Source organism: Micromonospora sp. NPDC047738 (assembly GCF_040642675.1).
Taxonomy (GTDB): Bacteria; Actinomycetota; Actinomycetes; order Mycobacteriales; family Micromonosporaceae; genus Micromonospora.
On record NZ_JBEYSO010000038.1, the window covers coordinates 1 to 13890 of the forward strand.

11 protein-coding genes and 2 pseudogenes are annotated in these 13890 nt (G+C 73.4%); 6 read left to right on the forward strand and 7 right to left on the reverse strand.

The window, feature by feature from the left end; translation table 11 throughout:
- The first annotated feature begins 366 nt into the window (after nt 1-366).
- Entirely contained in the window at nt 367-534 is a 168-nt protein-coding gene (gene amcA / locus ABZ783_RS32990) for a multiple cyclophane-containing RiPP AmcA (RefSeq protein WP_357445528.1), read from the forward strand.
- The gene (locus ABZ783_RS32995; protein ID WP_357445531.1) at nt 531-872 is read left to right on the forward strand and encodes a hypothetical protein; all 342 of its coding nucleotides are present in this window, start codon (nt 531-533) and stop codon (nt 870-872) included. The genes amcA and ABZ783_RS32995 overlap by 4 nt, the downstream gene beginning before the upstream one ends.
- Nucleotides 873-1805: 933 nt before the next feature.
- On the opposite strand, the pseudogene ABZ783_RS33000 reads toward ABZ783_RS32995, so the two are convergent.
- Nucleotides 1806-2521 (reverse strand): annotated as a pseudogene (locus tag ABZ783_RS33000) (replication-relaxation family protein).
- A 406-nt stretch (nt 2522-2927) separates the two neighbouring features.
- Here ABZ783_RS33000 and ABZ783_RS33005 point away from each other — a divergent pair.
- Nucleotides 2928-3627 (forward strand): annotated as a pseudogene (locus ABZ783_RS33005) (type VII secretion protein EccB); the annotation flags it as partial.
- A 3-nt stretch (nt 3628-3630) separates the two neighbouring features.
- On the opposite strand, the gene ABZ783_RS33010 reads toward ABZ783_RS33005, so the two are convergent.
- From ABZ783_RS33010 to ABZ783_RS33030, 5 genes are all read right to left on the reverse strand, one after another.
- Nucleotides 3631-4122, reverse strand: coding sequence for a hypothetical protein (locus ABZ783_RS33010; protein WP_357445534.1), 492 nt, complete (start codon nt 4120-4122; stop codon nt 3631-3633).
- A 24-nt stretch (nt 4123-4146) separates the two neighbouring features.
- The gene (locus ABZ783_RS33015) at nt 4147-4752 is read right to left on the reverse strand and encodes a class I SAM-dependent methyltransferase (protein WP_357445537.1); all 606 of its coding nucleotides are present in this window, start codon (nt 4750-4752) and stop codon (nt 4147-4149) included.
- Nucleotides 4753-4933: 181 nt separating this feature from the next.
- Complete coding sequence (locus tag ABZ783_RS33020; protein WP_357445540.1) at nt 4934-5800, reverse strand: carbohydrate ABC transporter permease; 867 nt, start codon at nt 5798-5800, stop codon at nt 4934-4936.
- A complete protein-coding gene (locus tag ABZ783_RS33025; protein WP_357445542.1) occupies nt 5800-6756 on the reverse strand; it encodes a sugar ABC transporter permease in 957 nt (318 codons plus the stop codon). Before ABZ783_RS33025 ends, ABZ783_RS33020 begins: the two co-directional genes overlap by 1 nt.
- Nucleotides 6753-8144: an extracellular solute-binding protein gene (locus ABZ783_RS33030; protein ID WP_357445545.1), complete on the reverse strand. Its 1392-nt coding sequence runs from the start codon at nt 8142-8144 to the stop codon at nt 6753-6755. The genes ABZ783_RS33025 and ABZ783_RS33030 overlap by 4 nt, the downstream gene beginning before the upstream one ends.
- Before the next feature lie 121 nt (nt 8145-8265).
- Between ABZ783_RS33030 and ABZ783_RS33035 the strand changes: the two genes are divergently transcribed.
- The 3 genes from ABZ783_RS33035 to ABZ783_RS33045 all read left to right on the forward strand — a co-directional run bounded on the left by ABZ783_RS33035 (nt 8266) and on the right by ABZ783_RS33045 (nt 11565).
- Complete coding sequence (locus ABZ783_RS33035; RefSeq protein ID WP_357445548.1) at nt 8266-9303, forward strand: zinc-binding alcohol dehydrogenase; 1038 nt, start codon at nt 8266-8268, stop codon at nt 9301-9303.
- Complete coding sequence (locus ABZ783_RS33040; RefSeq protein ID WP_357445551.1) at nt 9303-10121, forward strand: sugar phosphate isomerase/epimerase family protein; 819 nt, start codon at nt 9303-9305, stop codon at nt 10119-10121. The genes ABZ783_RS33035 and ABZ783_RS33040 overlap by 1 nt, the downstream gene beginning before the upstream one ends.
- A gap of 76 nt (nt 10122-10197) precedes the next feature.
- The gene (locus ABZ783_RS33045) at nt 10198-11565 is read left to right on the forward strand and encodes a hypothetical protein (protein WP_357445554.1); all 1368 of its coding nucleotides are present in this window, start codon (nt 10198-10200) and stop codon (nt 11563-11565) included.
- 124 nt (nt 11566-11689) lie between these two features.
- Here the strand turns inward: ABZ783_RS33045 and ABZ783_RS33050 are convergent, their stop codons facing one another.
- Nucleotides 11690-13861 (reverse strand): molybdopterin-dependent oxidoreductase, encoded by a 2172-nt coding sequence (locus ABZ783_RS33050; protein WP_357445557.1) that lies wholly within the window; start codon nt 13859-13861, stop codon nt 11690-11692.
- Nucleotides 13862-13890: the final 29 nt, after the last annotated feature.

Genomic DNA, 13890 nt, shown 5'->3' on the forward strand with positions numbered 1-13890 from the left:
TCTCCCAGAGATCATCCGGCGCCCACGTGCGGATCATGGCCTCGTCCACGGGAGCAGATCATGCCCCAGGCCAACGACCATCCAAATGAGACGCGTCCTAAGCCCGACTTTCGAGTGGGGGTGCGCGGTGGGTTCCGAAGAGCTAGGGCGATCCGAGGCAGTTGCCGAGCAGGCCAGCCTCACGCATGGGTTGCTGCCGCCGCGCCGCATGTCCGCTCACGTACGGGTGATGCCCCGCCTGCGTACTGCCAAGAGGGCTGCGTGGGTGGGTGACCGGCGGATTGCTCCCAGCCGCCGCGGTGCGGCGGTGGGCTCGCCTTTCCTCCGGCGAGCCCACCGCTCACCGACTCGGATGGAGGTGCCGGCATGACCGTGTACATCTCGCGTAACGCGAGGAACGACCAGTCCTGGCGATCTGAAACCCTTGCGCACGTTCCCGCGAGGCACCAGACGCGGCCCGCTGATCCGCCGTTGCTCACCCATGTATGGCGTCGGCTCTTTGAGCAGCAGGCCCCAAAAGGCGATCGCCGATGATGGGGAAGCAGCGCCGCGTCTTGGGGCATCCAATAGCGGAGAAGCCTGTGGAGCATCTGCCGCTGCGCCCGCTGTGGCTGTGTCGCCGGTGCGGGCAGCCGTGGCCCTGTGGGGCGGCGAAACTCGCTCTCCTCGCCGAGTACCACGGCAGCCCGGTGAGCCTGTTCCTCTACCTGGCCAGTTGCCTGCACGACGCGATCGACGATCTGCACCGGCTCAACCCCAGCGAGACGGGCAGCGCCGCTGACATGTTCGACCGGTTCCTCGGCTGGCCCTCCCGCCACACCAACTCCTACCGTGTGACCACCACGAGGGGCATGGAAATCGAGGAACCGTGACTGGTCGCCGATGCCGCCAGCCGGCCGGCCTGGGTCTCACGCGCGCTGCCCGGCCCGACCCATGGCGTGGCCGAGGAGGGCCGGACAGGTGTCGGTAGGAGACGAGGGCGACCACGGCTGCCACTGGGAGGAGGCCACCGAACCGGAGGGCGGCCCATCGGCGGCCGGGCGGCCGTGCGGTTCGGGCCAGGATCTCCACGGCCACGAACAGGGCGACCGGCCAGAAGACAGACCCGGCCACGGCCCCGGTCTCGGGCGACCAGCCGGCCGGGGCGTCTTCGGACCGGACGGCGGCGGGACTGGCATCGCCGCGGCCGGCGGCGCGGATGATCGGGCTCGGCCTCCTCGGTGCCTGTCGACCAGGTGGCCAGCATCGGCGATGGGAGGCGGCCAAGACGGTGGGCCCGCCGAGGAGGACAGCGGCGAGGGCGTAGGCGGCGGTCGGTCACGAGCGAGGGCTTCAGACCGACAGGGGCCACAGTTGCCGGCTGGAGAGCCCCGGTGGCGTGTGCATGCGCGGCGGCGGGTGAGGGGGGAGGGCTGCGCCGCGAAGCGCGCGCGGGCCCTGTTGGTTATTGACGGTTAAGGACGGTTCGGCGGAAGCACGCTTCCGGCCGTTCGGTACCACACTTCCGGCCGTCTGGTACTGCACTTCCCCCCGGTCCCCGGCCGGGGGGAAGTCAGCTTCCGCCCGGTTTTCCACAGGCTCCGGGGGCTCGGTCGGGCGGCCCGGCTGTGGCTCGGCCTGCGGGTCCAGGGCCGCTGGGAGCGGGCGTCGGCGTTGCATCGCGAGATCCCAGACGACCGGGCGACGATCGGCGGGAGGGGGAAAGAAAGCAATCTTCACCGTACCTTCGTGACCTGACAGCACCGCTCCTGTCAGGAATCACGACCATGCCTCTGACCTGGGCTGACAGGATTCGTCAGGGCTTGTCAGAGCACGAATACGCCGTCGTCGTAGTTCGGGTTGTCCGCCACGGGCTGGCCGTGGTCGCTGGGCAACTCGGCGAGCCGGATCCGGCAGGTGGCGCCGCCAGCGAACCAGACCGCTGCGGCGGGGTCGGTGGCGTGGGTGGCGGTCGCGAATGGGGCATCGCCGCGCCAGCTGCGCAGGAGCCGGTGAAGGTGTTCCTCGCGTTGCTCGCTGCCGAGCCCAGAACAGCACCGGGCGGCGGGGTCCGCCGCGGTGGGGGAGTGGGGCGTACCGGTCGAGCTTGGCCACCATCCGGACCAGGGGTTCGGTGCCGGCGTCGGCCTCCGACCAAAACCGCACGAGGTGTCGCCGACGCTCCACAGGCCGTGCCCGTCGGCGGTGATGGTCCGGAACTGCTTGGTGGTCGTCGACTCGGACCACCACCGGTCGAACCGGGCTTCGCCGTGCTGGCGGGCGTGTGCGGTGAGCCGGACGAAGAACTCGTTGGCGGTGAGCAGGTGTGTCAGGTGCGGGTTGGCCGACAGCCGCTGCACCCTCTGGCGGCTCGCGCGCACGGTGGACTCGGGCCGGTTGTCGGCGGCGGCTTGGAACCGGCGCCCGTTGTGGCCGAGGGTCCAGTGCCGCCGCCGTCGCGGGCGAACCGGAACCGGTCCAGCAGGCCCAGGGCGGCCAATTCGCCGAGCCGGATCTGGCAGGTCCGGCGGGCGTGGAACACGATGTGGTGGATTTGGTCGGTGGTGAGGCCCTGGTGGTAGTCGAGCAGTTGGAGCAGCAGGCGGTCGCGGTGATGATGTGCGGGTAGATGGTTAGCAGGCCAGCAGAGCGCGGTGGCGGCATAGGTGTGTTTCACCCCTGGAGAGAGAATCCCGTAGGGAGTCTGGATGAATTGATCTTGCGTTCGGTGCTGTTGTCGGCCGGGTTTGGGCAGGTCAGGCGCCTGACAGGCCGGATGGAGGGGGCTCGTGTGGGGTCTCGTCTCGTGAACACCCCCAAACGAGTCCCCAGTGCCGCACCCAACCGAGCCCTCGAACGAGCGAAGGGGTCAGCGGCCGCGTGAGTTCATGTGCCGCTTCATCGCCGTGCGGGCGAGCTGCTGCAGCGGCGGCTCGCCGTCGGTGCGGCTGCACCTGCTCTGGCACGACCGGCGCTACCTGCTCCGCGACACCGACCGGGTGCTGGCCGCGCTTGCCGCGACCCGGGAACGGGGGCCGTGCCGGTGGCCCCGGCGCTGCTGCACGCCGTGCCGGCCGGCGCCGACCGGGCCCCGCCCTCGGTACCCGGCCTCGGTGCGATCTCCGACCGGGTCGCCGGCGCCACCGTCGGCGACGTCTACCTCGTCCGGAACTCCGGCGGCGGCCGGCAGTACGCGGTGGCCGAGCGGGACGGCTGGCCGGAGTCACCGAACTCCCGGCCGCCCTGCTGCTCGCCGGCACCGGCCAGGGCGCCCCGAAGCCGATCACCCTCGGCCGCTTCGCCGCCCTGCCCAAGCTCCGCGACCGGGTGCCCGTCGGGCCCACCGCCCCGCCGGCGGTGCCGCCCCGGCTGGCCGCCATGGACGGCGGGGCGCTCTGCGCCCCGGTCGGCGACGACACCGGCGTACGCGACGTGCGGGTGGGCGCCACCCCGCCGGACCTCTCGGCCGCCCCGGGTACGCCGACCGGGCGAAGGGCCTTGGCGACCACCTGGTGGTCGAACCGGGGCGCGGCGCGGTGGTCGAGTCCGTCGCCGCGTCCGGCGCCGCTACGCCGGCGTCCGCCCGCCAGCCTGGTCAGCCTGGTGCCGGCCGGCGGCCCGCTCGACCCGGCCGCGGCCCCGGCCTGATGATCAGCCCGATCGGCCGGCGCTGGTGTCGGGCGAGGTGCCGCCCCGGCGGTGGCCCGCCCACAGCGCCAGCCCGGCGTAGGGCAGCAGGAAGGTGAACCCTAGCCCGACGGGGCTGTCGAACGGCCAGTGCTGCCGCCGGTCCGCCGGCCCCAGCAACACGCACGCGACCACCACGGCCCAGATCACCGGCATCGCGAACAGCCCTGGTGCGGGCAGCCGCAGGATCCGCGCGGCCAGTGGGCCGACGACGGCCATCAGGACCGGCACGGACAGGATGGCGAGGATCACGGGCCCGAGGTCGGGCAGGCACGGCGCATCCTCGGCGCAGGATGCCGGCTCCCGCTCGGCGAGCTTGGCGAGAGCCAGGGCTGCCGCCACCGCGACACCGAGCGTCACCAGTCCGACCAGCAGCCCAGCCGCAACGAGGCGGAGGGCCTTTCGCGGGCGGACAAGGCGGGCCGGAGCGGCCGGGGGTACCGGGTCGTCGGACATCCCGGCAGCATAGGGGCAAATGGATCAGCCGGCGGGGCGGCGAAGGACGCTGACCGCGAAGTCGGCGTCCTCCTGCCACCGACGCAGGTCCCAGGTGGCGAAGCGGTGCTCCAGCCGGAGCCCGGACGCCACCGCGTCGTCGTCGAAGTCGGCGAGCGGATAGCCGCGGTCGGTGCCGAAGCCGACCACCACGAGCCCGTCCGGGTGGACGTGGGCCGCGATCCGGCTCAGCACTGCCCGCTCGGTGCCGGGCGCGACGAACGTCATCACGTTGCCCGCACACAGGGCGGCGTCGAACGGCTCCGGCTCGCCCTGCTCGGCCAGGTCCAGTTCGGCGAGGTCGCCGACCAGCCAGCGCGGCCCGGGGTAGTCAGCCTGGGCCGCCTCGATCAGCGCCGGGTCGGCGTCCACCCCGACGACGCGGTGGCCGCGGGCGGCGAGTGCGGCGCCGACCCGGCCGGTGCCGCTGCCGGCGTCCAGGATGCGGGCGTGCGGCGGGACCAGCGCGTCCAGCAGCCGCGCCTCACCGGCCAGATCCGCCCCTTCGGCCGCGAGCCGGCGGAACCGGTCGATGTACCACTGCGAGTGTCCGGGCTGGGTGTCGGTCACCCAGCGGGTCGGCTTGCCCATGCCGCCACGGTAACTGATCTCGTGAGCGGCCCCGGCAGGGCACAGATTCACCGAGAGAGTGGCCACTATCGCCCGGCTGGCCAGCGCTTTCCGGGAACAGGCCGAGAATCGGATGATCCGGGCGGGAAGGGCGGTGCCGCCAGGCGCGGGGGTGAGATCCGGGCGCCCGGCGGCGGGACGGTCAGCCCTTCTCGGCGCCGCTGGTGAGCCCCTCGGTGAGCAGCCGCTCGCTGGCGAAGAAGAGCACCACGATGGGCAGGGTGAGGATCACCGACCCGGCCATCAGCACGGTCTTCGGGACCTCGACCCCGTCGGAGAGCAGCGACAGGCCCAGCGACACGGTCCACCGGTTCGGCCGGTCGACGAGGAAGAGCAGCGCGAACAGGAACTCGTTCCAGGCGATCATGAAGTCGTACAGGGCGACCGCCATGACCGACGGCGCGGACAGGGGGAGACTGACCCGGCGGATGACGCCGAGCCGACCGGCCCCGTCGATCGCGGCGGACTCCTCCAGGCTGACCGGGATGGACTCGAAATAGTTTTTGAGCATGTAGACCGAGACCGGCAGCGTCTGGGAGAGGTAGACCAGCACCAGCCCCACCAGCGACCCGCGCAGCCCGGCCCGGGTGAAGACCACGAACAGCGGGATCGCGATGACGATCGACGGGAACAGGTACACCGCGAGGAAGAGCGCGTGGACCTGCCGCCGGCCGAAGAACCGCAGCCGGGACACGGCGTACGCGCCGGGGATGGCGACCAGCAGGGTGAGCGCCGTGGCGGCCAGCGCGACGAGGCCGCTGTTGCGGATGAACGCGAGGAAGCCCTGCCCGCCGTCCTCGGTGGCCTTGAGCACCTCGACGTACGTGGCGACGGTCAGCTCGCCGGCCGGCACCAGCAGCGAACCCGGGTCGAGCAGCAGCCGCTCGATGGGGCGTACCGAGAGCACCAGCATGTACCAGAACGGCAGCAGGGTGACCAGCAGGAAGCCGGCGATCACCAGCCGGCGCAGCCAGCGCAGGCTGACCGTCTCGATCCGGTCCCGGTCCATCACGCCTCCCCTCGCCGGGCGAAGAAGCGCAGGTAGATCGCGACGAAGACGATCAGCACCACGGCCAGCACGACCGCCTGCGCCGCCGCGGCGCCGATGTCGGTACGCGCGGTGAGGAACTGGTAGACCCGGACGCTGACCACCTCGGTGCCGGCCGAGCCGCCGGTGAGCAGGTAGACGTCGTCGAACTTGTTGAACGTCATGATGAACCGCAGCACCCCCAGCAGCGCGATCACCGGCAACAGCTGTGGCAGCAGGATGTGCCGGAACCGCTGGGTCGGGGTGGCCCCGTCGACCCGGGCCGCCTCCTCTAGCTCACCGGGTACGGCCTGCAGCCGGGCCAGCAGGAACAGGAAGGCGAACGGGAAGTAGCGCCACGCCTCGAACGCGATGACCGTCCAGAGCGCGGTGGAGTCCTGGGAGAGGAACGGGATCGGCGTGTCCCAGCCGAGGAACCGCCGTCCCCAGTCGTTGACGATGCCGAGCTGTGGGTCGAGCATCACCTGCCAGACGAAGGTCATCGCGACCACCGGCGCCACGTACGGCAGCAGCATGGACGCCCGGACCACGGTGCGGCCCCGGAACGGGCGGCGGACCACCAGCGCCGCGACGAGCCCGACCAGGATCGACCCGGCGGTGCCGCCGACGCTGTAGACCAGCGTGGTCCAGAGCGTCCCGGCGAAGCCGGGGGTGTGCAGCACCCGGTCGAAGTTGTCCAGCGTCAGCTCGCCGAACAGGCCGGTCTTGCGCAGGGTGGCCAGGCGTACCCGCTGGAAGGCCAGGACGATCGTCCAGACGATGGGGATGCCGATCACCGCCACCACGACGAGCAGCGTCGGGGTGACCAGCGCGAGCCCGGCGCGGGACTCGCGGCGGCGCAGGGTGAGCGGGCGTCGGCCGGGGCGGGGCCGCTCCCGGGTGGGGGAGCGGCCGGCCTCCGGTGCGGTGGTGGTCAATTGACGCCCGCCTTGATCGCCTCGACGTCCTTCTTCGCCCGCCTGGCGGCACCGGCCGGGTCGGACTTCCCGGCGACCACGTCGGCGAGGGCCTTCGGCACGGGCAGTTCACCGAGGATCGCCCCGACCAGCTTGCCCTGGCCCTGGGTGAGCCCCCAGCGCTCGAAGGTGTCCGGGCTGCGGCGCAGGGTGGCCAGCACGTCCTCGCCGTACACCTGCGCCAGTGGCTTCTTGGTGTCCACGCCGGCCTGGCTGGTGTTCCAGGCGGTGAGGAACTTCTCCTTGTCGTCGCCGGTGCCCTTGCGGACGGGGAAGCGGCCCTCGGGGGACATCCCGAACCAGCGCGGGTAGCCGTCGGAGAGCATGTACTCCACGAAGGACTTCGCGGGGTCGGCCGCGCCGTCGAGCACGGCCCACGAGCTGATCTCGCCGTACTGGGCCGGCTCCCTGCCGTTCGGGCCCTTGATCGCGGTGACGAAGCCGCTGTTCTTCGCCAGGAACGCCGGGTCCCGCTGGCACTGCGGGCAGGTCGGCTTGGCGTCGTTGCGCAGCCCGGCCAGCTCGTCGAGGATGAACGGCGACCAGATCAGCATGGCCGCCTTGCCGGCGAAGTAGGTGGCCCGGGTGGTGTCCACGTCCTGCGCGCCCTTGACCGAGTGGTCGCGCATCAGCTCGCCGTAGAAGCGGAACGCCTCGACGCACTCCGGGGAGTCCAGCTGCACCGCGCCCGAGTCGTCGATGAGCTGGCAGTTGTTGGCCAGCGCCAGGTGCTCGAAGGTCTGCTGGGTGAACACGTCACCGGGGGCGGTGGCCGCGGTGATGCCGGCGACGCCGCCGGTGTTCAGCTTCGCCGCCGCGGCGGCGATCTTCTCGTACGTGTCGGGGGCGGGCAGGCCAGCGGCGGCGAACAGGTCCTTGCGGTAGATCAGCAGCTGCCCCCACCCGTCGCTGGGGACGGCGAGCTGTGTGCCGTCCTCGGCGGTCAGCTCCAGTGCGCGCGGCGAGAAGGTGTCCCGACCCAGCTTGTCGACGATCGCCGCGTTGGCGTCCAGGTGCAGCAGCTCGTTGCCGGCGAGGGTCCGGACGCCGGCCAGCGGGAGCGACCCGACCACGTCGGGCAGCTCGCCGGCGGCGGCGCTGGAGGCGATGAGGGAGGGGAACTGGTCCTCGTTGACGGTGACCAGGTCCACCTTGACCCCGGTCTTCGCGGTGTAGTCGGCGATGATCGCCTTGGTCGCGTTGACCCGGTCGGCGACGTCCTCCAGACTCCACACGGTCAGCCGGGAACTGTCGTCTTTCTGCTGGTCGTCGCTGCAGGCCAGCAGCCCGGTTCCGGCAAGTGCCAGGATCAGACTGGTGGCCAGCAGCCGCCTCGAGGGTGATGGCATCGGTGGCACTCCTCTCGAAAGAGCACAGCGTGCCTTCAATACCCATCGATTGATCAATCGAACCACATATGCCGATTTTTTCGGTTAGAATCGGGGCCGGCACTTCCCTCGGAGCGACGCCATGGCCAACTGGGTTGTCTCTCTGGCCGGGCCCCGACGCGTCAGCCTGGAGCCCTGCCCCCCGGACCCGCTCGGCGCCGGCCAGGTCCGCGTCCGCACCCGCTACTCCGGCATCTCCGCCGGCACCGAGCTGACCCTCTACCGGGGCAGCAACCCCCGGCTCAGCAAGGACTGGGACGACGCCACCCGCATGTTCGTGCCTCGGCAGGCCGCGCCGGCGTACCCGGTGGTCGGCTTCGGCTACGAGGAGGTCGGCGAGGTGGTCGAGGTGGCCCCGGACGTCGCCGACCGCCGGCCCGGCCAGCTCGTCTGGGGCATCTGGGGGCACCGGGCCGAGGCGGTGGTGGCGGCCGCCACGGTCACCCCGCTCGCCCCCGGCCTCGACCCGCTCGCCGCGGTCTTCGCCCGCCCGGGCGCCATCGCGCTGACCGCCGTGCTCGCGGGCGACCTGCACCTCGGCGACTGGGTCGGGGTCTTCGGGCAGGGGGTGATCGGGCTGCTCGGCACCCGGCTCGCCGTCCTGTCCGGGGCCCGGGTCGTCGCGGTCGACCGGGTGCCGGCCCGGCTGGCGCACGCCACCGCGTTCGGCGCCCGCCGGGTGGTCGACGTCGCCGTCGACTCGGCCGCCGCCGTGCTGCACGCGGCCACCGACGGCCGCGGCGCGGACGTCTGCCTGGAGCTGTCCGGGTCGTACCCGGCGCTGCACGAGGCCATCCGCGCCACCACCCACGCCGGCCGCGTCGTGGCCGCCGGCTTCTACCAGGGGTACGCCCACGGGCTGGGGCTCGGCGAGGAGTTCCACCACAACCGGATCCAGTTGGTGGCGGCCCAGGTCTCCGGGCCCACCCCGGCGCCCGGCACGGCCGGCCGGTGGACCGGGCCCAGGATCGCCCGCACCTTCATGGATCTGGTGGCCGAGGGCAGCGTCGACCCGCTGCCGCTGGTGAGCCACGTCGTCGACGCGGGCGCGGTGGCCGACGCGCTGGCGTTGCTCGACCGCGGTGACGATGCCGTCCTCCAAGTCGTGCTGAGGTTCTGATGGCAATTCGACTCGCCTGCCAGGAGCAGCTGCTCCCCGGCGCCAGCCTGTCCGACAAGTACGCCCTCGCCGTCTCGCTCGGCTACCAGGGCATCGAGCTGCGCGGCCGCGGCGAGCTGGCATTCGCCCGGCGGCTGCCCGAGCTGCGCCGGGCCCGCGCCGACGGCGTGGTGCTGCCCACCGTCTGCGTCGAGATGGACCACTTCATCGGTGACTTCGACCCGGAGCGGGCCGGGGACGCGGTGCGCAACCTCCGCTCCCAGCTCTCGGTGATCGCCGAGATCGGCGGGATCGGCGCGATGACCCCCGCCGCCTGGGGGATGTTCTCCCGCCGGCTGCCGCCGTTCGAGCCGCCCCGCTCGCCCGACGGCGACCGGCAGGTGCTCGTCGACGCCCTGGGCGAGCTGGGCGAGCACGCCCGCGCCGAGGGGGTCACCCTCTTCCTGGAACCCCTCAACCGGTACGAGGACCACATGGTCAACCGCCTCGACGAGGCGGTCGCCCTGTGCCGGGCGGTCGGCCTGCCCTCGGTGCGCGTGGTCGCCGACACCTTCCACATGAACATCGAGGAGGACGACGTGCCCGCGGCGCTGCGCGCGGCCGCGCCATACCTGGGGCACGTGCAGGTCAGCGACTCCAACCGGTACCAGCCCGGCGCCGGCCACCTGGACTGGCCGGCGCTGCTGCGTACCCTCGACGACCTCGGCTACGCCGGCTGGCTGGCCGTCGAGTGCCGGCTGCGCGGCGAGCCCGTCGCCGCCCTGCGCCAGGCGGCCGCCGTGCTCGCCCGGGCCCGCCCCCGGCAGGCCGCCGCATGAGCGAGCGCAGTGAGCGAATCATCGGGCGCAGTGCCGGGGAGTCTCATGGGGCTGCCGAGCGGAGCGAGGTGGCCGCATGAGTGCCGGAACACCTGCTGAGTTGCGCGTGGGGGATCCGTCGGCTCGGGTGTCCGGTGCGGAACGTGCCGCCGCGCTGCGCCGGCTGGCGATCACCACCCTCGACGCCAACTGGGAACACGACCACACGGTGCCGTCGCGCACCCTCTATCCGCACCAGTGGAGCTGGGACTCGGCGTTCATCGCGGTCGGGCTGGCCCACTTCCGCCCGGACCGGGCCTGGCGGGAGCTGCGCACCCTTCTCGCCGCGCAGTGGGCCGACGGGCGGGTGCCGCACATCGTCTTCAACCCCGCGCTGCGGGCCGGCTCGTACTTCCCCGGACCGGAGTTCTGGGACTCGACCCGCGCCGACGGCGCCCCCGCCGCGGCCACCTCCGGGATCGTCCAGCCGCCGGTGCACGCCCCCGCCGCCTGGCTGGTGCACCGCCGTGCCCCCTCCGAGGTGTCGGTGCGGGCGCTGCGTGAGCTCTACCCGCGGCTGGTCGCGCAGCAGCGCTACCTGACCGGGCGGCGCGACGTCGGCGGCGCCGGGCTGGCCGCCGTGGTCCACCCGTGGGAGTCCGGGCTCGACAACAGTCCCGCCTGGGACGCCCCGCTGGCCGCGGTGCCCGCCGACGCCGACATCATGCGGGCGTACCGCCGGCACGACACCGCGCACGCCGACGCGGCGCACCGCCCCACGGACCTGGACTACGCGCGCTACGTGGCGCTCGTCGACGCCTACCGGGCGGGCCGCTACCGGGACGACGGGCTGCTCGGCCGGCACCCGTTCCTGGTGGAGTGCCCGCTGGTCAACGCGGCGCTCGGGCTGGCCGAGCACGCGCTGGCCCGGATCGCCACCGTGGTCGGCGCCGACCCGGGGCCGCACCGGGAACGGGCGGCCCGGATCACCGAGGCCCTGGTCGACCGGCTGTACGACCCGGCCACCGGCACCTTCCATCCCCGGGACGTACGCGCCGACCGGCTGATCCCGGCCCGCACGGTGCTCGGGCTGATGCCGCTCGTCCTGCCCGACCTGCCGGCCCGCCAGGTACAGGCCGTGCTCGCCGAGGCGGGCTCACCCCGGTTCGGCCTCGCCGCCCGGATGGACCGCCCGCTGCCCGCCTACGACCGCACCGCGCCGGACTTCGAGCCGCTGCGCTACTGGCGCGGCCCGAGCTGGCTGAACACCAGCTGGCTGCTGTGGCGCGGGCTGCTCACCCACCACCGCCCCGACCTGGCCGCCGGGCTGCGCGAGTCCATGCTGGCGCTGGTCGCCCGTAGCGGCTGCCACGAGTACTTCCACCCGGACACCGGGGCGGGGCTGGGCTCGCCGGCGTTCAGCTGGACCGCCGCCCTGCTGCTGGACGCCCTCGCCGAGGGATGAGCTGCCCCGCTGGTATCCGGCGGCTCATGGCGGACGGACGGGTCCGGGCCATGCGCCCCGAGGACGCCGACCGGGTGCTGGCCGGCGTGAACGAAGGTGTACCCGCCGAGCCGCACCCGCCGCCTCATCCGGCCGGCACGGCCTCCGGCGATCGTGACGCCGGCCCGGCTGGGTCCTCCGTCGCCTCGCGCGGTGGCGGTGGCGCGGCCTCCTCGTCCTGGGGCGGCTGCGCCGTCAGCAGCTCGGCCGGCACCGGCTCGACCTCCACCCGGCAGTCGTGGAAGGTCGGCGCGCCGCCCAGGTCGGCGTCGCGGACCGCGGTGACCGCGTTGACGGTGGCCCGTCCCGGGCTCAGCCGCGCCCAGTACGCCTTGTAGGTGAACGCCAGCCCGGGCCGGGCCGCGTCGTCCACGGCGACCGCTGCCAGGAACGCCCCCCGGTCGTTGTGCACCCGCACCGCGTCCCCGTCGGCGAGGCCGCGCGCCGCCGCGTCGTCGGGGTGCAGGTGCACCCGGGGCGGCCCGGTCCGCCGGGCGTGCCAGGGCAGCGAGGCGAAGGTGGAGTTCATCAGGTACCGGCCGGCCGGGGCGATGAGCACCAGCGGGAACCGGCGGGCCAGCGCCGGGTCGGCGGCCTCGATCGGCGGGGTGTAGCCGACGACCGGATCCACCCCGTGCCGGGCCAGCGCCGGGTCGTGCAGCCGGGCCCGCCCGTCCGGGGTGGGGAAGCCGCCGTCGGCGTACGGGGCGGACCCGACCGCCACCCCGCTGGTCCGGGCGTACGTCCGCTCCCGCAGCTCCTCGAAGCTGACCGGCGTGCCGCGCAGGAGTTGCCGGGCCAGGTCCTCGTCGCTGTCCCGCAGCCGGGGATGGTCGATCCCGAGCGCGGCGGCGATCCGGCGGAAGATCTCGGTGTTCGGCAGCGCCTCGCCGGGCGCCCGGGTCACCGGCAGGTTGAGCGTCGTGTAGTGGTGCCCGTAGGAGGAGTGCAGGTCGAGGTGCTCGGGCTGCATGGTGGCCGGCAGCACCACGTCGGCGAAGTCGCAGGTGTCCGTCCAGCGTTGCTCCAGCACGACGGTGCACAGGTCGGCGCGGCGCAGGCCGGCGAGCAGCCGGGTCTGGTCAGGCGCGGTGGCGGCCGGGTTGGCGTTGAACACCACCAGGGACGTCACCGGCGGGTCGGCCTCGCCGGTGAGCACGGCGGCCAGCCGGCTCATGTTCACCGACCTGGCCCGCGGGGCGGGCATGTCCGGCGGCCGGATCACCGGTCCCTCGTCGATCGGGTGGTGCCCGCTGGTCGAGACGAGCGCGCCCCCGCCCGGGTACCGGAAGTCGCCGGTGACCAGGGGCAGCGCGCAGATCGCCCGGATCGCCTGGCCCGCGCCGTGGTGCCGTTGCAGGCCCAGCCCGACCCGGACGGCGGTCGGCCGGGTGGTGGCGATCCGCTCGCCGAGGCGGCGTACCACCTCGACCGACAGGCCGCACTCGGCGGCCGCCCGCTCCACCGGCCACTCGCCGAGCCGGGCCGAAAGCTCCGGCCAGCCGACGGTGTGCGCCGCCAGCCACTGCTGATCCGCCGCGCCGGCGTCGAGGACGTGCCGCATCAGCCCCAACGCCAGGGCCGCGTCGGTGCCGGGCAACGGCGCGACGTGCTCGTCGCTGCGTGCCGCGGTTTCGGTGCGCAGCGGGTCGACGGTCACCAGGTGGGCGCCGCGCTCCCGGGCCTGCTGCACGAACGGCCACAGGTGCAGGTTGGTGGCGAGCGGGTTGGCGCCCCAGAGCACGATCAGCCGGGCGTCCACGATGGATTCCGGCTCGAAGCCGACCGAGCCGCCGTAGATCGAGCCCTGCGCGGCCCGCGCGGCGCCGGTGCAGATGGTGGTGTCCAGCCGCGACGCGCCCAGGTACGCGAAGAGCCGGGGACCCATCGTCCAGCCCTGCACATGGCCCATGGTGCCGGCGAAGTAGTAGGGCAGGACCGATTCCGGGCCGTCCCGGTCGATGCTGGCGCGCAGCCCGGCGGCCACCCGCTCGACCGCCTCGTCCCAGCTCGCCGGGCGGTAGGCGACCCGGCCGACGCCCTTCGGCCCGGTCCGGACGTACGGGGTGGTCAGCCGGTCGGGCCCGTTGACCGCGTCGAGGTAGCGGTTGACCTTGCCGCAGAGCGCGCCCCGGGTGAACGGGTGGTCGCGGTCGCCGCGCAGCGCGATGGCCCGGCCGTCCTCGACGGTGAGCTGCCAGACGCAGGTGTCCGGGCAGTCCAGCGGGCAGGCGCCGGGGTGGGTGGTGCGGGCCATGCGGGCAGCCTACAGAGCAGGTCCGATAA

Coding starts and splice junctions, on each gene's coding strand:
- amcA (WP_357445528.1), top strand. CDS start 367: ATGACCGTGTACATCTCGCGTAACGCGAGGAACGACCAGTCCTGGCGA.
- ABZ783_RS32995 (WP_357445531.1), top strand. CDS start 531: ATGATGGGGAAGCAGCGCCGCGTCTTGGGGCATCCAATAGCGGAGAAG.
- ABZ783_RS33010 (WP_357445534.1), bottom strand. CDS start 4,122: ATGTCCGACGACCCGGTACCCCCGGCCGCTCCGGCCCGCCTTGTCCGC.
- ABZ783_RS33015 (WP_357445537.1), bottom strand. CDS start 4,752: ATGGGCAAGCCGACCCGCTGGGTGACCGACACCCAGCCCGGACACTCG.
- ABZ783_RS33020 (WP_357445540.1), bottom strand. CDS start 5,800: ATGGACCGGGACCGGATCGAGACGGTCAGCCTGCGCTGGCTGCGCCGG.
- ABZ783_RS33030 (WP_357445545.1), bottom strand. CDS start 8,144: ATGCCATCACCCTCGAGGCGGCTGCTGGCCACCAGTCTGATCCTGGCA.
- ABZ783_RS33035 (WP_357445548.1), top strand. CDS start 8,266: ATGGCCAACTGGGTTGTCTCTCTGGCCGGGCCCCGACGCGTCAGCCTG.
- ABZ783_RS33040 (WP_357445551.1), top strand. CDS start 9,303: ATGGCAATTCGACTCGCCTGCCAGGAGCAGCTGCTCCCCGGCGCCAGC.
- ABZ783_RS33045 (WP_357445554.1), top strand. CDS start 10,198: ATGAGTGCCGGAACACCTGCTGAGTTGCGCGTGGGGGATCCGTCGGCT.
- ABZ783_RS33050 (WP_357445557.1), bottom strand. CDS start 13,861: ATGGCCCGCACCACCCACCCCGGCGCCTGCCCGCTGGACTGCCCGGAC.